This is a genomic window from Leifsonia sp. 2TAF2, from assembly GCF_052115085.1.
Taxonomy (GTDB): Bacteria; Actinomycetota; Actinomycetes; order Actinomycetales; family Microbacteriaceae; genus Leifsonia.
Genome location: NZ_JBFRFY010000001.1, coordinates 126,882 through 145,141, shown reverse-complemented (window position 1 = coordinate 145,141; position 18,260 = coordinate 126,882). Strand labels below are relative to the sequence as shown.

General features: G+C 69.2%; 15 protein-coding genes. 7 read left to right on the top strand and 8 right to left on the bottom strand.

The window, feature by feature from the left end:
- Positions 1-6: 6 nt before the first annotated feature.
- Both AB4Z18_RS00675 and AB4Z18_RS00670 read right to left on the bottom strand, forming a co-directional pair.
- Positions 7-1,491 (bottom strand): glycoside hydrolase family 26 protein, encoded by a 1,485-nt coding sequence (locus AB4Z18_RS00675; RefSeq protein ID WP_441780777.1) that lies wholly within the window; start codon positions 1,489-1,491, stop codon positions 7-9.
- Positions 1,484-3,043, bottom strand: coding sequence for a glycosyltransferase family 2 protein (locus AB4Z18_RS00670; protein ID WP_441780776.1), 1,560 nt, complete (start codon positions 3,041-3,043; stop codon positions 1,484-1,486). Before AB4Z18_RS00670 ends, AB4Z18_RS00675 begins: the two co-directional genes overlap by 8 nt.
- 485 nt (positions 3,044-3,528) lie before the next feature.
- Between AB4Z18_RS00670 and AB4Z18_RS00665 the strand changes: the two genes are divergently transcribed.
- Both AB4Z18_RS00665 and AB4Z18_RS00660 read left to right on the top strand, forming a co-directional pair.
- Positions 3,529-3,993 (top strand): DUF3060 domain-containing protein, encoded by a 465-nt coding sequence (locus AB4Z18_RS00665; protein ID WP_441780775.1) that lies wholly within the window; start codon positions 3,529-3,531, stop codon positions 3,991-3,993.
- 101 nt (positions 3,994-4,094) lie between these two features.
- On the top strand, positions 4,095-4,682 hold the full coding sequence (locus AB4Z18_RS00660; RefSeq protein ID WP_441780774.1) for a nitroreductase family protein: 588 nt from the start codon (positions 4,095-4,097) through the stop codon (positions 4,680-4,682).
- A gap of 114 nt (positions 4,683-4,796) precedes the next feature.
- On the opposite strand, the gene AB4Z18_RS00655 is transcribed toward AB4Z18_RS00660, so the two are convergent.
- A complete protein-coding gene (locus AB4Z18_RS00655; RefSeq protein ID WP_441780773.1) occupies positions 4,797-5,861 on the bottom strand; it encodes a zinc-dependent alcohol dehydrogenase family protein in 1,065 nt (354 codons plus the stop codon).
- Positions 5,862-6,154: 293 nt separating this feature from the next.
- Entirely contained in the window at positions 6,155-8,308 is a 2,154-nt protein-coding gene (locus AB4Z18_RS00650) for an ATP-dependent Clp protease ATP-binding subunit (RefSeq protein ID WP_441780772.1), read from the bottom strand.
- 116 nt (positions 8,309-8,424) lie between these two features.
- Between AB4Z18_RS00650 and AB4Z18_RS00645 the strand changes: the two genes are divergently transcribed.
- Genes AB4Z18_RS00645 through AB4Z18_RS00635 form a run of 3 tightly spaced genes read left to right on the top strand, consistent with a single transcriptional unit; the run spans position 8,425 to position 10,365 of the window.
- On the top strand, positions 8,425-8,769 hold the full coding sequence (locus tag AB4Z18_RS00645) for a hypothetical protein (protein WP_441780771.1): 345 nt from the start codon (positions 8,425-8,427) through the stop codon (positions 8,767-8,769).
- A gap of 40 nt (positions 8,770-8,809) precedes the next feature.
- On the top strand, positions 8,810-9,433 hold the full coding sequence (locus AB4Z18_RS00640) for a MerR family transcriptional regulator (RefSeq protein WP_441780770.1): 624 nt from the start codon (positions 8,810-8,812) through the stop codon (positions 9,431-9,433).
- Positions 9,430-10,365 carry a hypothetical protein gene (locus AB4Z18_RS00635; RefSeq protein WP_441780769.1) on the top strand — a complete coding sequence of 312 codons (936 nt, stop codon included), beginning with the start codon at positions 9,430-9,432 and terminating at the stop codon, positions 10,363-10,365. Before AB4Z18_RS00640 ends, AB4Z18_RS00635 begins: the two co-directional genes overlap by 4 nt.
- Before the next feature lie 83 nt (positions 10,366-10,448).
- On the opposite strand, the gene AB4Z18_RS00630 is transcribed toward AB4Z18_RS00635, so the two are convergent.
- Entirely contained in the window at positions 10,449-11,975 is a 1,527-nt protein-coding gene (locus tag AB4Z18_RS00630; RefSeq protein ID WP_441780768.1) for an APC family permease, read from the bottom strand.
- Between the two features lie 261 nt (positions 11,976-12,236).
- Between AB4Z18_RS00630 and AB4Z18_RS00625 the strand changes: the two genes are divergently transcribed.
- Positions 12,237-13,139 (top strand): glycerophosphodiester phosphodiesterase, encoded by a 903-nt coding sequence (locus AB4Z18_RS00625; RefSeq protein ID WP_441780767.1) that lies wholly within the window; start codon positions 12,237-12,239, stop codon positions 13,137-13,139.
- Between the two features lie 55 nt (positions 13,140-13,194).
- Here the strand turns inward: AB4Z18_RS00625 and AB4Z18_RS00620 are convergent, their stop codons facing one another.
- Together AB4Z18_RS00620 and corA are read right to left on the bottom strand one after the other, a co-directional pair.
- The gene (locus tag AB4Z18_RS00620; RefSeq protein ID WP_441780766.1) at positions 13,195-14,379 is read right to left on the bottom strand and encodes a class I SAM-dependent methyltransferase; all 1,185 of its coding nucleotides are present in this window, start codon (positions 14,377-14,379) and stop codon (positions 13,195-13,197) included.
- 261 nt (positions 14,380-14,640) lie between these two features.
- A complete protein-coding gene (gene corA, locus AB4Z18_RS00615) occupies positions 14,641-15,609 on the bottom strand; it encodes a magnesium/cobalt transporter CorA (RefSeq protein WP_441780765.1) in 969 nt (322 codons plus the stop codon).
- A 76-nt stretch (positions 15,610-15,685) separates the two neighbouring features.
- Here corA and AB4Z18_RS00610 point away from each other — a divergent pair, with 76 nt between their 5' ends.
- Positions 15,686-17,065, top strand: coding sequence for an alpha/beta hydrolase (locus tag AB4Z18_RS00610; protein WP_441780764.1), 1,380 nt, complete (start codon positions 15,686-15,688; stop codon positions 17,063-17,065).
- 5 nt (positions 17,066-17,070) lie between these two features.
- On the opposite strand, the gene AB4Z18_RS00605 is transcribed toward AB4Z18_RS00610, so the two are convergent.
- Positions 17,071-18,258: a glycine C-acetyltransferase gene (locus tag AB4Z18_RS00605; RefSeq protein WP_441780763.1), complete on the bottom strand. Its 1,188-nt coding sequence runs from the start codon at positions 18,256-18,258 to the stop codon at positions 17,071-17,073.
- Between the last annotated feature and the right edge of the window lie 2 nt (positions 18,259-18,260).

Below are 18,260 nucleotides of genomic sequence, written 5' to 3'. Positions count from 1 at the left end.
AGTGGCTCAGTGAGCGGGGGTGAGGGCGAAGTCGTCCTCAGGTCTGGTGATGCCCGCGATGAACGCGGAGAGCGAGTCGGAGCGGGAGTCGATGCGCCAGTCGTTGGTGGCGCGTTCACCCCCGACGTAGCTCGTGATGGCGAGGTTGAACCAGCTGAACCCGATGATGTCGGAGTTCTCGGGCCGGCCCAGCGACTCGAAGAACGACGTGACCCACGCCGCCTTGTGGCCCTCGATCTCCGAGGCGCCGACCTCGGAAAGCAGGATGGGCTTGCTTGTGATGTTCCGGAGCATGTCGAGGCTCGGCTTGAAGGTGTAGTCGAACGTGTACTGCTGGTCCGCCTTGTACGGCGGGCGCAGGTAGCCGGACAGTCCCACCCAGTCGACGTATGCATCCCCCGGGTAGAGCGAGCGGAGGTACGCCTCCGACCGGAGCGACGGCGACAGCTTGTTGACGATGTTCGGGGACCAGTCCCAGATCACCAGGTTGTTGGCGCCCTCCTGCTGGAAGATGTCGTGGACGTGCTGCCACATCTTCACGTAGTCGCCGGGATTGTTGCCGTTGATGGTCCCGCCGTTGCCGTCGCTCTCCGACCACGGGTACCAGTTGCCGTTCATCTCGTGGTCGAGGCGGATCGCCAGCGGCAGTCCGGTGGCCACGATGTCCTTCGCGTACTGGTGCAGGTAGGTGTCGAACTTCCCGCCGATGATGTTCGGGAGAGAGTACTCCGGGGAGTTCACCACGTTGTTGTCGTCGCCGATCGGGCGCGACTCCCAGGTCAGCAGCGGCATCCGGCCCTGTTGCCAGGAGCGGGTGACGGCGTTGACGCGGAAGTTCTCATCCCAGCCGCTGAAGTAGCCGACCATGTTGGGCGAGACGCCGATCTTCGCGCTGGTGGCGTCGAGGGTGGCCCAGTTGAAGGGAGCCTGCTCGGTGTACATGCCGAAGTAGCGCTTGGACGGGTTGAGCAGCTCGGCGCGGGCCGGCGCGGTGATCGGCGTGGCCGAAGACCCGCCGGACGACCCGGAGCCCGAGCCGTGCGTTCCCGACGCGGTCGAGCCGGAGGCGGTCGAGCCGGAGCTCCCCTTCGCCTGAGCGGCGGCGAGCTGCGCCTTGACGCTCGCGAGCTGGCTCTCCGCCGCCACGGCCTTCTGCTGCGCGGTGGCGAGCTGCTTCGCGGTGGCCGCCTGGGAGGCCAGGCTCGCCTTCTGCATCGCCGTGAGCTTGCCCTTCTGGGAAGCGATGGTCTCCGTGGCGCGGTCGAGGTTGCGCTTGAGTTCGGCGTTCTGGGCGGCGAACGGTGTCACGGTCTCGGCGGCCTGGCCGACGGCCTTCCGGAGCGGCGCTCCGGTGGGGGACACCCAGACATAGGCGGAGATGCCGAAGAGCACGGCGGTGAGGAGGATCGCGGCCGCGGCGGTCGCCTGCGAACGGGATTTGGACTGGGACCACCACACGGCGGCCCGGGCGGGGGCGGTCTGGTCAGACAAGGAAGAGAGCCTCCAGGGTCAGGATCGCGATACCGATCAGGTACGGGATGGCGGCGAGCGGGTTGAGTCGGCGTCGCGCCTTCTTGGTCTTGGTCTTGGTCGCCGACGGAATGGATGCGGCAGCGGCCTTGGCTTCAGCGCGCGTGGCGACCTCGGTGCGGGTGGCGAGCTGCGTGCGGGTGGCGAGCGCCGTCGCGGTGGTCATGCCGCCGACGGAGTCCGGCAGGGCGGGACGCGACGGTGCCGTGTCCTCGACGCCCGACGCGTGCGCCGCGATCTCGGCCTCGGAGCTGATTTCGGCGGGGCCGCCGGCGTAGGCACCGGCGCGGGTGCCCCATCCACTCGCGTGAGCCATGCGGAAGAACCCGATGAGCCGGATCGGCATGAGGAAGAACGTCGAGACGATGATGAAGACCGGCAGCCGGAAGAAGTCGCTCGGCTTCTCCGACAGGTGGCGGACCTGCCGGATCGACATGCTGATCACGGACGAGGCGACCATCAGGGCGACGATCGTGAGGATGCCTCCCTCGATCCCGTAGGACTTCAGGAAGCCCTCGTAGAAGTTGTAGCCACCGCCCGTGATCGAGCGGTACACCCAGCCGCCGATCACTCCGGCGAGCATGAACGGCAGCAGGATGTCCATCACGAAGAAGAAGGCCAGCAGCGGCGCGTGGCCGAGCATCCACGGGAGCATCCGGAAGGTGTTGTACTGGCTGCCGCGCGCCCAGCGGAGCTGCTGCTTGAAGAGCTTCTTCACCTTCAGCGGGGCGTCCGTGTAGACCAGGCTCGTGTGCTGGTAGACGGTGCGGTAGCCCTCCTTGAGCGTGAGGTTCGTCAGCGTGCGGTCGTCGGAGACCTCGAGGAAGACGCCCAGGAACTTCTCGGTCATGAACTTGTCCATGACCCGCATCAGGATCGACCGGCGGAAGGCGATCGTGCGACCCGGGAGGCAGCCGATCTGCCCGACGACGCTCTGCGCAGGCATCGAGTACAGGGCTCGCGAGTTCTCCAGCCAATCCGCCCAGCGGGTGATCCAGCTGCGGGTCGGCTCCAGGATGCGCTGCTTCGTCGTCACGCCGCCGACGCGGTCGTCGGCGAACGGCTTGACCAGCTCGGGGAGGGTCCCCTCGGTCCAGATCGTGTCCGAGTCGACGAGCACCGTGATCTCACCAGTGGACATCTTGGTGCCGATCATGACGGCGTTGCGCTTGCCGGGGATGGGCGTGTGCACCCAGCGCACGAGCGGCGCGAACTCCTCGCATACTTCGGCGAGCTCGGGGTTGGGGGCGCCGTTGATGACGACGATGATCTCGCCCGGCTTCTGCTCGACCATCCGCCCGAGCACGTCCCGGAACAGGTCGAGGGGTTCGTCCACGACGGGGACGACGACGCTGGTCGTGCCGTGGAACTCGCCGGTGTAGGCGCGGTAGCGGCGGGACATGAGGACTTTGACGATCCAGATGACCCAGATCAGGGCGGAGTAGATGGCGAAGAGGTAGAACTCGGGGTGGCCGCCGAGCATGTGGCGGAGCTGTAACAGGAAGATGAACACGGCGGGACCTCTCACGTTGGGGGTGGGTGGCATCCGCAGCGCTGGGGATCTGGTCGGGTTCGGGTGGTGACAGTTCTACGTGGCATCGGGACGACCCCGCAAGTGGGGGTCGAACGGGTCGCTTCCGCGTGTCGCGTCGTCCCCCGCCGACCCCTGTCCGCAGACACGCGGACAGCCGCGGAGGGCCGTGGACCGGCATCCGCGTTCGGCTTGCGCTGAGGAAGATGTGCTGGTCGGAAGGAAAATCTGGGGAAACTGCCAGCGAGCCGCCCCGGGCGTGGCGACGCGCCCGGGATGCCCAAAACATGTACCCCGATCGAGGGCCAGCCAGAGGCCGGGCGAATGTTACGAACTTTTACACGGGCGACATGTGCCGTTCACACCGGAGGCCGTCGCGGCACGCGCGCGGGCGTCACGAAAGAGGGAGAAGTCCGTCTGAGGTAGTGATGGCTGCGCCCCGCGTGCGCTCCCATGAAAGGCTTTGCATGCATTCCCGCACCCCTCTTCGCGCCCTCGGCACCCTCGTCGTCGCCCTGTCGGCGACGGCAGCGATCTCCGGGTGCGCCAGTGCCGCGAACGCCGCCGGAGAGACCGTCGTCGCACGCGGCCATGCCGAGGTCGTCGCGCCCGGCGGCGCATCCATCGTGACGGCTGGCGCCACCGTCATCGCCGAGAGGAAGACCCGGACCAGCATCCGTGCGAACACGGCGAAGCTCACCATCCACTGCGAGGACGACACCGCGGCCGTCGTGATCGAGGGGCGGTTCGGCGACGTGACGGTCGACAGCGACTGCGGCACGACCGTGGTGCGGGGCGCGCACAATTTCGTCACCCTGCAGAACGTCCGAGGGCTCCAGGTAGCCGGCACCGCCAACTTCGTCGACTACCTGGGAACGGGCACGACGACACCGAAGATCGGCGGCGTCGACAACACCATCGCCCAGCGGTGAGTGCGGTCGCCCTCAGGGAATAGAGCGCGGTCCTATGCGTTCACATGGTTATAGCCAGGCAATGGAGCCGAATCATCCGTCATTCACCTTGAAGGAGCCCCATGTCCCTCGCCGAATCCACCCTCCGCAGCGCTGACACGTCGGCACCCCTGCTGCCCGCTCTCGCCGACCGCTGGAGCCCTCGTGCGTTCGACCCCAGCATCGGGATCGACGACCTCACGCTGCGCTCGGCGCTGGAAGCGGCCCGCTGGTCGCCCTCCGCCGGCAACACGCAGCCGTGGCGGTTCATCGTCGCGCGCCGCGGGAGCGAAGCGTTCAACACGATCGTGGAGCGCCTGGCCGGCTTCAACACGGTCTGGGCGGCATCCGCCGCGGTCCTCATCGTGGCCGCCGCCGAGGTCGTCGACGAAGAGGGCAAGGAACTCCGCTGGGCCACCTACGACCTGGGTCAGGCGGTGGCGCACCTCACCATCCAGGCGCACCACGACGGCCTGCACGCCCACCAGATGGGTGGCTTCGACGCCGAGGCGCTGCGCGAGGCGTTCGACCTCGGACGCTACGTTCCGGTCTCCGTCACCGCTCTCGGAACGCTCGGCGACGCGGATGCGCTTCCCGAGCCGCTCCGTACCCGCGAGTCCGCGCCGCGCACCCGTCGCCCGCTGGACGAGATCGCGGTCGTCCACGCCTGACGCCCGCTATCGAAGGAGAATCGGGCCCGAATCTCCTTCGATTGGCAGTACTGAAGGAGATTCGAACGAAAACCGTTCGAATCTCCTTCAGTCGTTAGCGGGCCTCGGAACCTGTCAGGGGCGAACGAGCGTCTTGATCGCGCGGCGCTCATCCATCGCGGCGTAGGCCTCGGCGATGTCCGTCAGCGGCACCTCCAGGTCGAACACCCGGCCGGGCTCGATCGCTCCGGACCACACGTCCTGCAGCAGGTCCTCGACGTAGTTGCGCACGGGGGCGACCCCGCCGTTCACGCCGATGTTGCTCTGGAACAGGGGCCGGACGGGGAGCTCCGGGCCGCCGTTCGGCACACCGACGTAGCCGACCATGCCGCCCGGTCGAGCGGAGCGGATCGCCTGGTCCATCGACTCCTTGGTGCCGACGGCTTCGAGCACGCAGTCGGCTCCGATCCCGTCGAGCAGCTCTTTGACGGCGGCCACGCCCGCATCCCCGCGCTCGGCGACGATGTCGGTGGCACCGAACTCGCGGGCGAGCGCCTGCCGGGTCTCGTGGCGCGACATCGCGACGATGCGTGACGCCCCCAGCCGCGCCGAGGCGAGCACCGCGCAGAGGCCGACCGCGCCGTCACCGACGACGACGACCGTGCTGCCCTGAGTGACGCCGGCCGAGACGGCGGCGTGGTGACCGGTGCCCATCACATCCGACAGCGTCAGCAGGCTCGGGATGAGCTCGGCATGCGGGTACTCGGGCGTCGCCACGAGCGATCCGTCGGCGTGCGGCACGCGCACGAACTCGCCCTGACCGCCGTCGGCGAAGCCGCCGATGCGGTCGTCCGCACCCCACCAGCCGCCGTGCAGGCACGACGTGCTGACGCCGTTGCGGCAGTTCACACACGTCATGTCGCAGTCGTAGAACGGCGCGATGACGAAGTCGCCGGGCTTGATGGTCGTGACGTTGGCACCGACCTCCTCGACCACGCCGACGAACTCGTGGCCGATCCGGCGCGGCTCGTTCGTCGGGGTCACTCCCCGGTACGGCCACAGATCGCTGCCGCAGACGCAGGCGGCGACCACGCGGACGACCGCATCGAGACCATCGGCGCCGGAGCCGGTGTAGAGGGTGGGGGTGGGGACGTCTTCGAGGCGCACATCGCGCTCTCCGTGGATGACAGCAGCACGCATAATCCGAGCCTACGCGCACGAAGGGCGCCCTCCGTCACGGAGGGCGCCCTTCCGCCCCAGGTGAGCGCAGCTATCGTCGGACATGTGCCGCGGAATCTCCGATGCACCGCGGTACGGATGGAGATCCGCACGAAATACGGCCGCATCTCCGACGACGGGATGCGGATCTCCGACGATGGGATGCGGATCTCCGACGATGGGCTGCGCCCACGCGTACAGAGGGCGCCCTCCGTCCGCGGAGGGCGCCCTCCGTCACGGAGGGCGCCCTTCGCGGTGCTGTCGCCAGTCGCGCGTCAGTCGCGCACGGGCTCCACGGTGAGGTGGTCGGCCTCGCGGTCGAGGTCGACACGCACCAGGTCGCCGTCGCGCACCTCGCCGGCGAGCAGTTCCGTCGCCAGCCGGTCCTCGATCTCGCGCTGCATGAGCCGGCGCAGGGGCCGGGCGCCGTAGATCGGGTCGTACCCGCGCTCCGCGAGCCAGGCCCGCGCATCCGGGGTGACCGCCAGCTCCAGCCGCCGCTCGGTGAGCCGCTGCATCAACCGGTCGATGCCCAGCTCGACGATCTCGCCCAGCTCCTCCTGGGTCAGCGTCGAGAAGACGACGATGTCATCCAGCCGGTTCACGAACTCCGGCTTGAACGCCTGTCGCACCTGCTGCAGCACCGCCTCCTCGCGCTCGGCCGGGTTCAGCGTCGGGTCGACGAGGAACTGGCTGCCGAGGTTCGAGGTGAGGATGAGGATCGCGTTGCGGAAGTCGACCGTCCGGCCCTGGCCGTCGGTCAGGCGTCCGTCGTCGAGCACCTGAAGCAGCACGTCGAACACCTCCGGGTGCGCCTTCTCGACCTCGTCGAGGAGGATCACCGAGTACGGACGCCGGCGCACGGCCTCGGTCAGCTGGCCGCCCTGCTCGTAGCCGACGTAGCCGGGAGGCGCACCGACCAGTCGTGAGACGGAGAACTTCTCGCCGTACTCGCTCATGTCGATGCGGACCATGGCCTTCTCGTCGTCGAACAGGAACCCGGCGAGTGCCTTCGCGAGCTCCGTCTTGCCGACACCGGTCGGGCCGAGGAACAGGAACGAGCCCGTCGGACGACCGGGGTCGGAGATGCCCGCGCGAGTGCGCCGAACCGCATCCGACACCGCCTGCACGGCCTTCTTCTGGCCGATGATGCGGCGCCCGAGCTCCTGCTCGAGGTGCAGCAGCTTCTCGGTCTCGCCCTGGGTGAGGCGGTCGACGGGGATGCCCGTCCACGCCGCCACCACCGCCGCGATGTCGTCGGCCGTGACCTGCTCGTTCACCATGCGCGGATGCGTGGTCTCGGCCTGCTCGGCCTCCGCCAGCTCCCGCTCGATGCCTGGGATGGTCTCGTACTCGATCCGGGAGGCCTCCTGGTACCGGCCGTCGCGCAGCGCGACATCGCGCCGGGTCTTGGCCTCCTCCAGCTGCGAGCGCAGTGCGCCGACGCGGTTCAGGGATGCCTTCTCGGCACGCCATCGCTCCTGCAGCTCCTCGAGGATCCCCTCCTGCTCGTGCAGCCGCTGGCGCAGCTCTTCGAGACGCTGCTTGCTGGCCTCGTCCTTCTCCTTCTTGAGGGCGAACTCCTCCAGCTTCATCCGCTCGACCTGACGCTGCAGCGTGTCGATCTCGACCGGCGCCGAGTCGATCTCCATCTTGAGACGCGAAGCGGCTTCGTCGATGAGGTCGATGGCCTTGTCCGGAAGCTGACGCGCGGTGATGTAGCGGTTCGAGAGGGATGCCGCGGCGACCAGCGCCGAGTCCTCGATGGTCACACCGTGGTGCGCCTCGTAGCGGCCCTTCAGCCCGCGGAGGATCGCCACGGTGTCCTCGACCGACGGCTCGCCGACGTAGACCTGCTGGAAGCGGCGCTCGAGGGCCGCATCCTTCTCGATGAACTCGCGGTACTCATTGAGCGTCGTCGCGCCGATCAGCCGCAGCTCTCCACGCGCGAGCATGGGCTTCAGCATGTTGGAGGCCGCAACCGAGCCTTCGCCGCCGCCTGCCCCCATCAGGATGTGGAGCTCGTCCACGAAGGTGATGATCTGGCCCTCAGCGTCGTTGATCTCCTTGAGGACGGCCTTCAGCCGCTCCTCGAACTGACCGCGGTACATGGCACCGGCGACCAGGGCGGACAGGTCGAGGGCGACCAGCTGCTTCCCCTTGAGGGAGTCGGCCACGTCCCCCGCGACGATGCGCTGGGCGAGGCCCTCGACGACCGCTGTCTTGCCGACGCCGGGCTCGCCGATGAGCACGGGGTTGTTCTTGGTACGACGGGTCAGCACCTGGCTGACGCGCCGGATCTCGGCATCCCGCCCGATGACCGGGTCGAGCTTGCCGCTCTTGGCGATCTCCGTGAGGTTCACGCCGTATTGTTCGAGAGCGCTCTTCGCCTCCTCCTGCGTGGAGGGTGCGCCCTGCATGTTCGCCATGTGGTTCCCTTCCCATTTCTCTGTGGGCAAACTTGAGTCTACTAGGCTCAACTTTGAAAAGGGAGAGGTAATTCCCGGATCCTCGGCGGAATTCGTGGACGCGGTAGCCTGTGGCCATGGTGGATCCGGCCGACGTGCGCGTGGTGCTCATGGACAGCCAGACGGCCGCGACGCTCGCCCAGGTGCTCCCGCTGCTGCTGCTGACCCTGATGGTCGAGCTCCGCCGCGTGGAGGTGCACCGGCGCGGGCGGAATATCCGAACGACTCGCCTGCTGCTCGGCCTGTTCTTCATCGCGTTCGGAGTGGTGGAGACGGTGTTCGTCCTCTCGATCGACGGCGAGCTCATCCCGTTCAGTTGGAGCGATCTGATCGGGGCGTTGAGCATCTTCGCCCTGCTCGCCCTGCTGTTCATCCTCTCGCTGCTCGACTCGCCGTCGAGGCGCAGGCACGAGGAGATGTAGGCACTGGTAGTGGCGCTACCGGTAGTGCTACTATCAGCGCGTGCTCATCACTGAACTCGCCGAACGCTCCGACACACCGACCGCCACGATCAAGTACTACGTGCGCGAAGGGCTGCTGCCCGCGGGCGAGCGCGTCGGCGGCAACCGGACCCTGTACGGCGAGGAGCACGAGCGCCGGCTGCGGCTGATCCGGGCGATGCTCGAGATCGGCAAGCTGTCGATCGCGACCGTCAAGAACGTGCTCGATGCGCTCGACGAGCCAGGAGCGCCGATCGCGCACACGTTCGACGTCGCGCAGCAGGCGCTCTCCCGGTCCGCCGTTCCCCTCGCGGACCCGACCGCCGCATCCCTCGACCGTGTGGATGCGGTCGCCGCCCGAGCCGGATGGACCGGCTGCGAGGACAACATCGGTCGTGAGATCGCGGCGCGCGTCGTCGACGCCTTCGCCAACTCGGGCTTCCCGCTCCCCGACGACTACCTCGACCGCTACGCGGCCGCTGCGCGCATCCACGCCGAAGCGGACCTCGGTGCGGTCGCGGTGCTCCCGGACCCCTCCCGGATGACCGAGCTCATGGTGATCGGCACCGTGCTCGGCGACTCCCTCGCGCTCGGCCTGCGGCGTATGGCGCAGGCCGTCGTCACCGAAGAAAGAAGAAGCTCATGAAGACCGTCTTCGCCTGGCACCGTCCGCTGATGACGGTGGCCGCCCTCATGCTCGTCAGCACGATCGTCTGCCTCGTCGGGCTGCTGGTCGACCCGCGGCAGGTCACGGGACTCGACGTCTGGGCCAAACCGCTCAAGTTCTCGCTGTCGATCCTGCTCTACAGCGTCACCTGGGCGTGGCTGATCGCGCACCTCCCCCGCTGGCGTAGCCTGGCGCACGCTGCAGGAACGGTGGTCGCCGTCGCCCTCATCGTGGAGCAGGTGCTCATCGTCGGCGCCGCTGCGGCCGGGACGACGAGCCACTTCAACGTGTCCACGCCCGCCGCGAGCGTCATCTGGGGCGTCATGGCGGTGTCCATCACGACGCTCTACGTGTGCACCTTCCTCACGACGTTCGCGGTGTTCTTCCTCCGCCTCGGCACGCGCTCGACGTCTCTCGCCGTCCGGGCCGGCGCGGTCATCGCGCTCGTCGGGATGGGGCTCGCCTACCTCATGACCGGACCGACGGCCGCGCAGCTGGCCGACTTCCGCGGCATCGCCGGCGCACACACGGTCGGCCTGGCCGACGGCGGACCGGGGCTGCCGGTCCTCGGCTGGAGTACCGTCGGGGGCGACCTGCGCATCCCGCACTTCATCGGGATGCACGCCCTGCAGCTCCTGCCGCTGTTCGCGGTGCTGCTGGGGTGGCTGGGGCGCCACTGGCGTCCGCTCGCCGATGACCGGGTGCGCACGCGGCTCGTCGTGATCGCCACCGCCGCGTATGCCGCGGTCGTCGGGCTCGTCACCGCGCAAGCGCTGGCCGGTCAGTCGATCGTGCGGCCCGACGGCGTGTTCCTCGCCGCAGGCTGGACGATCGCGGCCGCAGGTCTCGTGGCGGCCGTCCTCGTCCTCGTTATCCGTCCGCGCTCCCGCGCCGCCCTCGCCCCCGCCTGACCCCACCGTCGAGTACAGCAAGATTGCACGCTCGCGGGGCTGCGAGCGTGCAATCTGTGCGGACTCGACGGTGGGAGATGCGGTCAGCGGGCGGACGGGTCGCGGTCGTCGATGTTCGCCGGGGCCTCGGCGTCGAGTTCCTCGGGCAGTTCCAGCGGGCGACGCGTGTAGTAGCCGCGCGCCTTGCGGTAGAAGAGGGCGATCGGCACGATGCCCAGCACGATCAGGCCGAGCCCGAGCACGTTGACCACGATGGCGTCGTCCTGGAAGTTCTGCACGATGCCGACCACGAAGATCACGCCCATGAAGATCGCCCCGACGGCGGGCCACAGCCCGATCAGGATGAAGTTCTTGACCGACTTCAGCAGCACCCGGCGGTAGGCGACCACGACGGCGAGCCCGGCGAGCGTGTAGTAGAACGCGATCTGGATGCCGATCGACGCGATGGCGTTGCCCATGATGTCGCCGACGTTGCCGATGAAGTTCGAGCCGACGAACAGCACGATCGAGACGCCCACGACGACGAGCGTGGCGAACGCCGGCGTCTTCCACTTCGGGTGGATGCGTCCGAACGCCTTCGGGATGGTGTTGTCGCGTCCCATCGAGAACAACGTCCGGGTGACCTGGATGAGCGTCGTCTCCAGCGTGGCGATCGTCGACAGCGCGACCGCCACCACCAGGATCTTGCCGCCGATACCGGGCCAGACGGCATCACCGAGGACCGAGAGCACGTTGGCGCTGTTCGCCTCGATGGTCTTCGCCGGCAGGATGACGAGCGTCGCGATGGTGAAGATCTCGAACAGCAGGAAGACGATGATCACGCCGATGATGCCGGCTGAGCCCGCATTCTTGTGGCCGTCCTTGGTCTCCTCGTTGAGGTTCGCCGCGACATCCCAGCCCCAGAAGTAGAAGGCGGCGATGAGGGCGGCCGAGACGAAGACGCCTTGCCCGGTGAGATGCTGGAAGCCCAGCCATTCCCACGAGAACGACGGACCGGCGTGGGCGGACGTGGCGGCCCGGACGATCATCAGCACGGCGAAGAGAATCAGGATGCCGACCTCGATCACCGACATGATCCACTGCGCGCGGGCGGTCACGTGCACACCGAAGAGCACGCAGGCCGCCATCACTAGGAACCAGAGCGCGCCGACGCCGGTGATCAGCGGCACGTTGTCCGCCTGCTCCGGCGCGAACAGGGTGACCGTCATCGCGCCGGCGGGCAGCGCTCCCGCCACCATGAAGATCGTCGCGGAGATGACGAGCGCCCAGCCGGAGAGGAATCCGAGGATGGGGTGCAGCGCCCTCGCGACCCACGAGTAGGCGGCACCGGCGTTCACATCGAGCCGCCCGAGGTACAGGAACGCCCACGCGATGCCCAGCATCGGGATGCCGCACCAGAGCAGCGCTGCGGGGGCGCCGAGGGCGGCCGCACCCACGAGCGTCGCCGTGGTCGCGGCGATCGAGTACGCGGGCGCACTGCCCGCGACGGCCATCACGATGGATCCGGCGGCGCTCACGCCGTCGGCCGCGAGCGCGTGGTCGCGCTCTCCCCGGGGGTGCTCGGCGCCGGCTCCGCGCGGAGCGTCCGGCCGGGAACTTGTCTGCGTCATTGCTCTCCTGGCTTCGAGGGTCGCGGCTCGGCGGCGCGAGGCGCGACGTCGATGTGCAACAGGGGGACGTTAGCAACATCCGGCCCAGAGAACAAGCACGTTACGACGGATTCGGTTGCGGTTTCGCCCATCCAGCCCTGGAAAGCGTTGCGCAATGGCGAGTCCGCGGCGGAAGAGGTCGGTTGTGAGGGACGGCACCATCCCGTCCACCCCCCGACCGGGTCGCTTGAAAGAACGCGGTCCGGATGCCTAGGGTTGCCCATGCCCGAGCCCCAGGACACCGCCGCGCCCGGCGGCCGCCGCATCTCCCGGCGTGCGCTCATCGGCGGCATCGCCGGCGGCGTCCTCGGCGCCGCGGCCATCGCGGGAGGCGGCGCCTACCTGATCCCGCGCCTGCTGGACGGGCCCGAGGACGGACTGCTCGTCGACCGGCTGCTGAAGCGTCCCGGGTTCACCGTCGCCCACCGCGGCGGCTCGCGCGACTGGCCCGAGATGTCTCTGGAGGCGTACCGCAACTCGGTCGCCCTCGGCGTGAACGCCCTCGAGATCTCGCTGGCCCGCACTTCCGACGGCGTCTGGTTCGGGCTGCACGACGAGACGCTGGACCGCACGTCCGGGACGTCCGGGTTCGTCGCGGCCGACCACACCTGGAAGGAGGTGCAGCGGTACCGCATCACCGCCGCCGAGACCGATGACCCCCGGCAGCCGCCGCAGCCCTACCTCCGCTTCGAGCAGCTCGTCGCCGCGTACGGACGCAGCCACACCATTTTCGTCGACCCCAAGGTCGTGCCCACCGAGCACCTCGGGGAGCTGTTCGCGCTCATGGCGAAGGTCGAGCATCCCACCAACACGTTCGTCGCCAAGGGCTACTGCACCGCGCAGGCCTGGCCGGTGGATGCGCGCGGCCGCGGCTACGCCACCTGGGGGTACTACTACGGGAGCGAGGTGGGGGCGGACCCGACGCTGTTCCCCTCGACTCAGGACCGCTGGACCTGGCTCGGGCTCGACTACAACGGCGGCGAGGATGCCTGGCGCACCTTCACGAGCAGCGGCAAGCCGGTGCTGGCGCACATCGTGCCCTCGCGGGCGGCGGCGGACAAGTCCCTGCGACTCGGAGCAGACGGGATGGTCGTCTCGGGCGTGCAACAGGTGCTCGGGACATGAGGGGACGCGGTCAGGCCGATCGCGGTCAGGCCGATCGCGGTCAGGCCGATCGCGGTCAGGCCGATCGCTTCCGCGACGCCGTGACCGTGAACTTCGGGTTCCGCGCGATCTGACGGGTCGGGCCGACGGCCCGCTCGAGGGCCGCGCGGTAGCCGAGGTGCGAGTTCCACACCGTCCACAGTTCACCCCCGGGTGCCAGCACCCGCCCCGCGTCGGCGAACAGCCGGTGGGCGATGCCCGTGTGCACCGCGCTCCCGATATGGAAGGGCGGGTTGAGCACGATGAGCTCGGCCGACGCGTCGGGCTGGGAGGCGAGGCCGTCGTCGCGGACGACGGTCACCCGGTCGACGACGCCGTTCGCGGAAGCCGTCGCCGCCGCGGACGCCACCGCCGCAGCCGACTGGTCGGTCGCTGTGACACGGAGGTTTCGGCGGGCGACAGCGAGCGCCGACGCGAGCACACCCGTCCCGCAGCCGAGGTCGACAGCGGTGCGCGCATCCGGAACCGCCTCTCCGAGCACGCTGAGCAGAAAGCGCGTGCCGATGTCGATAGAGGTGCCCGCGAACGCGGCGCCGTGCGCGCACACCCACAGCCCCGTCTCGGCGTCCTGCGCGCGCTCCGGCCAGCGGTCGAGGACCGTCGCCGCGGCGGGATGCGGTTCCCGGGCGACGAGGACGCGGGCCTTCTGCCGCGCGAGGGACGCCTCCACTGAGCCGAACACCTCACCGAGCACGGCGTTCATGGCGGTCGTCATGTGCTTCAGCATCCCGCCGGCGTAGACCACGACGTCCGGGCGGGCGTGCTCGGCGATCAGGATCGCGATCTCGGCCAGGGCGTCGAGGCTCCGGGGCAGCCGGAGGAGGACGGTGTGCGCGTTGCGGACGAGGGAGTCGTCGAGAGGGTGGTGGGTGAAGGTGCGGGGGGTGGTCTGGTCGGCGGCGGCCTGGTCGGGGATGGTCTGGTCGGGGGCGGCGAGCGCGGCCGCGTTGGCGTCGAGCGCGCGCTCGGCCGTGAGCGGATCCTGATGGACGCGGATGCCCCGCGCTCCGCGGTCCGCCGCGGCGAGGGTCAGCGCACCGTACGCATCCCCGATGACGACGAGTCCCGGTGTCCGCACCGCGTCGCCGGCGAGGTCGGCGATGAGCCGGTCTGCGGCATCGGAGGCGAACAGATTCGGCGCTTCGACGTCCGGCCACCGACGCAGCCGCTCATACGGAAAGCCGGGCGCTGCGGAGGACACGCCTCCAGTCAACCAGAGGGCGCGCCCGGCAGCATCCACAGACCTGGTCCTGAAAACAGGATGCGGCTCGGCTCCTGTATTCAGGAGATCGCGGCCCCGACGTGCAGCTATGTCCTGAATACAGGGCATGGCTGCACGCAACACCGCCAAAGTCCTGAAAACAGGACGCGAGCCGACCGCGCGCGCACGTCCTGAAAACAGGACGCGAGCCGACCGCGCGCGCACGTCCTGAAAACAGGACGCGCGCGCGGCGACGTCGACCTAGATCCACCCTTTGCGCTTGAACACGAAGTAGAGCCCCACGCCCATCGCGACCATCAGCAGCAACGCGAAGGGGTAGCCGAACGCCCAGTGCAGCTCGGGCATCACCCGGAAGTTCATGCCGTAGATGGTGCCGACGAGCGTCGGCGCGAAGAGGATCGCCGCCCATCCTGAGATCTTCTTCACCTCGTCGTTCTGCTGCTGACCGACCAGGGTGCTGTGCACCGTGAGGGCGTTCTGCAGGATCTGCCGGAACCCGTCCGCCCGCTCGGTGACGCGGATGACGTGGTCCTCGACATCGCGGAAGGCGTCGCGCAGATCCTCGTCGGCGTCCTTCGAGAGCAGCCCTTGGCGGAGGCTGCTCATCACCTCCCGGAGGGGGTCGACCGCGCGCTGGAACTGCATGACCTCGGTCGACAGCTCGAAGATGCGCCGCGAGACGCCCCGGTCGCCGGAGAACAGCTGGTCCTCGATCTCATCGATGTCGTTCTCGAGGCCGGCGACCACCGGCGCGTACTCATCGACGATCTCATCCAGGACGCCGTAGAGCGCCGCCACGGGGCCGTGAGCGAGCAGCGCGGAGTCGGCCTCCAGGCGGTGCCGGACGCGGGCGAGGTCCGGCGTCTCGAAGTGCCGGACCGTGATGACGAAGTCCTCGCCGAGGAACAGGTGGACCTCGCCGAATTCGACCTTCTCGGTCTCATCCAGGTAGCTCGCCGGGCGCAGCACCACGAACAGCATCGAGCCGTATCTCTCGACCTTTGGACGCTGATGGCCCGCGAGCGCGTCCTCGACCGCCAGCGACGGGAGCTCGAACTCCTTCGCGACGGCGCTCAGTTCCTCCCGGGTCGGGCGGTACAGACCGATCCACGCGAATCCTCCGCGGTCGCGCACCGTCTCGCTGGTCTCCTCCAGCGACGGCGGTTCGGTGCGGATGCCGTCCACGTACACGGCGTTGTCGACGATCATCGCGCCTCCCTCACGCGAAACACGCTAGTCCACCTGACTGCGTGCTCCACGCGGGCCGTCCGTAGACTGAACGACGATGCCCGCGCTCACCTGGCTCGCCGCCGCCCTCGTGCTGGTGGGCGCGTACCCCGCGTACCGGTTCGTTCGGCGCGCCTGGAGGTTCCGCGCGGGGCCGACCGTGGTCGCGGTGATCACCGGCCAGGTCGTCGGTCTCGCTGTCGTCGTGGCCGGCGTCGCCGTGCTCCCGCGCCCGGACCTGATCGGCCCGGGATGGTTCGTGCTGGTCCTCGCCGCGACCGTGCTGTCGCTCGCGATCGGTGACGTGTTGCAGTCGAGCGGCCGCAGGTTCCCCCGCCTCGCGGTCGCCGCGGTGGCAGCCGTGCTGACGATTGCCGCCGCCGTGGTCGGGCTCCTCCCGGGATTCGCTCAGGCGACCATTGCGGGCCGCAGCATCCCGGTCACCGAGAAGACCCTGGCCGAGGGCTACCAGTTGGCCGTGCACATCCCGCCGACCGCCTCCGGATTCGAGGCGCGCGACGCCCACCTGTTCGTGCCCCCGGGATGGCTGCGCGATCCGTCGGGGACGCGTCCCGTCGTCGAGATGATGATGGGCCAGCCCGGCAACCCGACTCTCGGGGCCACACTAGATGCGCTGTACAGCCTCGGCGACGACCGCCTCAACCAGGCGCCGTTCGTGCTCGTCGTCGACCAGCTCGGGGCGAACGACAAGAACCCGCCCTGCGCCGACACCTCCGCCGGGAGACTCGACACCTACCTGTCGCAGGATGTGTCCGCCTGGATCGACGCCTCCCTCCCCGCACCGCGCGACCGGGTGCAGCGCGTCATCGCCGGCTTCTCGCACGGCGGCGAGTGCGCCGCGTATCTCGGCGCGGAGCATCCCGAGACGTGGGGTGCGGTGATCGACGTGTCGGGACCGGACAAACCCGGCGAGTACCGGCCGGCCGTGACCCGCGACCGGTATTTCGGCGGCGACCAGGTGGCGTACGAGAAGACCTGGCCCGCGAATGTTCTGGCCTCGCGCGGCTACCCGCAGCGGACCGTGGGGATCTTCATCGCTGGGCAGGAGGACGCGAAGTTCCGTCCGCAGGTCGAGGACACGGCCACCGCCGCCGAGAACGCCGGCTGGAAGGTGACGTACTGGGCGGTGCCGGGTGAAGGGCACTCGGGACCGACCCTGGTGAAGGGGCTGGCGACGGGATACAACCAGCTGATCGGCTCCTGGTTGCGCTCGGGCGCGACCGGAGCGGGCGACCGCTTCCTCTGCGCGCCGGATCAGTCGGCGCGGGCCTGCGGGGCGACGCAGGCGGCGGTCGTCGCCGGGACCGTCGCGATCATCGACCTGTCCGCGCTCGCGGTGTTCCTGCTGATCGCGCTGGGCCTCTTCTTCGCCCGGCGCGGCGCTTCGGCCCGCCGGGCCGCATCCCTCACCGAGTAGCAGCGCTAGGCGGCGACGGCCTCGCGCGACGCGACGAACGCGTCCACGCAGCGACGGATCTCCTCCTCCGTGTGCGCCGCCGACAGCTGGACGCGGATGCGCGCGCCGCCCTTCGGCACCACCGGGTATGAGAACGCCGTCACGTAGACGCCCTGGCGCTGCATCTCGTCCGCCATGCGGGCGGTGAGCGCGGCATCCCCGAACATGACCGGCACGATGGGATGCGCGCCCGGCAGCAGCTCGAAGCCCGCCTCGGTCATGAGGCGGCGGAAGAGCTCCGCGTTGGCGACGAGCTGCGCCCGCAGGTGGTCCGACTGCTCCAGCAGATCCAGTGCGGCGAGCGTCCCCGCGACGATCGAGGGCGCGAGCGTGTTCGAGAACAGGTACGGCCGCGAGCGCTGGCGCAGCAGGTCGACCACCTCGCGGTGGCTGGAGACGTACCCGCCGGAGGCGCCGCCGAGCGCCTTGCCGAAGGTGCCGGTGTAGATGTCGACGCGGTCGGCGACGCCGCAGAACTCGGGCGTGCCGCGCCCGTGCTCGCCCACGAACCCGACGGCGTGGGAGTCGTCGACGAACACGAGGGCACCGAACTCGTCGGCGAGGTCGCAGATCTCGGCGAGCGGGGCGATGTACCCGTCCATGGAGAAGACGCCGTCGGTGACGATGACCGCGAAACGTGCCCCCGCATCCCGTGCGGCCTCCAGCTGTGCGCGCAGATCGGCCATGTCGCGGTTCTTGTAGCGGTAGCGCTGCGCCTTCGACAGCCGGATCCCGTCGATGATGGAGGCGTGGTTCAGCGCGTCGGAGATGATCGCGTCCTCCGCGGTGAACAGCGTCTCGAAGACGCCGCCGTTGGCGTCGAAGCACGACGAGAACAGGATGGTCGACTCGGTGCCGAGGAAGCGCGACACCCGGCGCTCGAGCTCCAGGTGCTGCTCCTGCGTGCCGCAGATGAACCGCACCGACGCCATCCCGTAGCCCCAGTCGTCGAGCGCGGTCTTCGCCGCGTCGCGCAGTGCCGGGTGGTCGGCAAGCCCGAGGTAGTTGTTGGCGCAGAAGTTGAGCACCTCGCGCCCGTCGGCGGTGATCAGCGCCGACTGCGGACCGTGGATGCTGCGCTCGCGCTTGGTGAGCCCGGCCGCATCGATCTCGTCCAGCTGCGTCGCGAGCGTGTCGCGGAATTCTCCGTACATGT

Excerpts from the sequence above, each read along its gene's own strand:
- AB4Z18_RS00605 (WP_441780763.1), bottom strand. The coding sequence starts at position 18,258 with ATGTACGGAGAATTCCGCGACACGCTCGCGACGCAGCTGGACGAGATC.
- AB4Z18_RS00650 (WP_441780772.1), bottom strand. The coding sequence starts at position 8,308 with ATGGCGAACATGCAGGGCGCACCCTCCACGCAGGAGGAGGCGAAGAGC.
- AB4Z18_RS00610 (WP_441780764.1), top strand. The coding sequence starts at position 15,686 with ATGCCCGCGCTCACCTGGCTCGCCGCCGCCCTCGTGCTGGTGGGCGCG.
- AB4Z18_RS00665 (WP_441780775.1), top strand. The coding sequence starts at position 3,529 with ATGCATTCCCGCACCCCTCTTCGCGCCCTCGGCACCCTCGTCGTCGCC.
- AB4Z18_RS00625 (WP_441780767.1), top strand. The coding sequence starts at position 12,237 with ATGCCCGAGCCCCAGGACACCGCCGCGCCCGGCGGCCGCCGCATCTCC.
- AB4Z18_RS00655 (WP_441780773.1), bottom strand. The coding sequence starts at position 5,861 with ATGCGTGCTGCTGTCATCCACGGAGAGCGCGATGTGCGCCTCGAAGAC.
- AB4Z18_RS00630 (WP_441780768.1), bottom strand. The coding sequence starts at position 11,975 with ATGACGCAGACAAGTTCCCGGCCGGACGCTCCGCGCGGAGCCGGCGCC.
- AB4Z18_RS00660 (WP_441780774.1), top strand. The coding sequence starts at position 4,095 with ATGTCCCTCGCCGAATCCACCCTCCGCAGCGCTGACACGTCGGCACCC.
- AB4Z18_RS00645 (WP_441780771.1), top strand. The coding sequence starts at position 8,425 with ATGGTGGATCCGGCCGACGTGCGCGTGGTGCTCATGGACAGCCAGACG.
- AB4Z18_RS00635 (WP_441780769.1), top strand. The coding sequence starts at position 9,430 with ATGAAGACCGTCTTCGCCTGGCACCGTCCGCTGATGACGGTGGCCGCC.
- corA (WP_441780765.1), bottom strand. The coding sequence starts at position 15,609 with ATGATCGTCGACAACGCCGTGTACGTGGACGGCATCCGCACCGAACCG.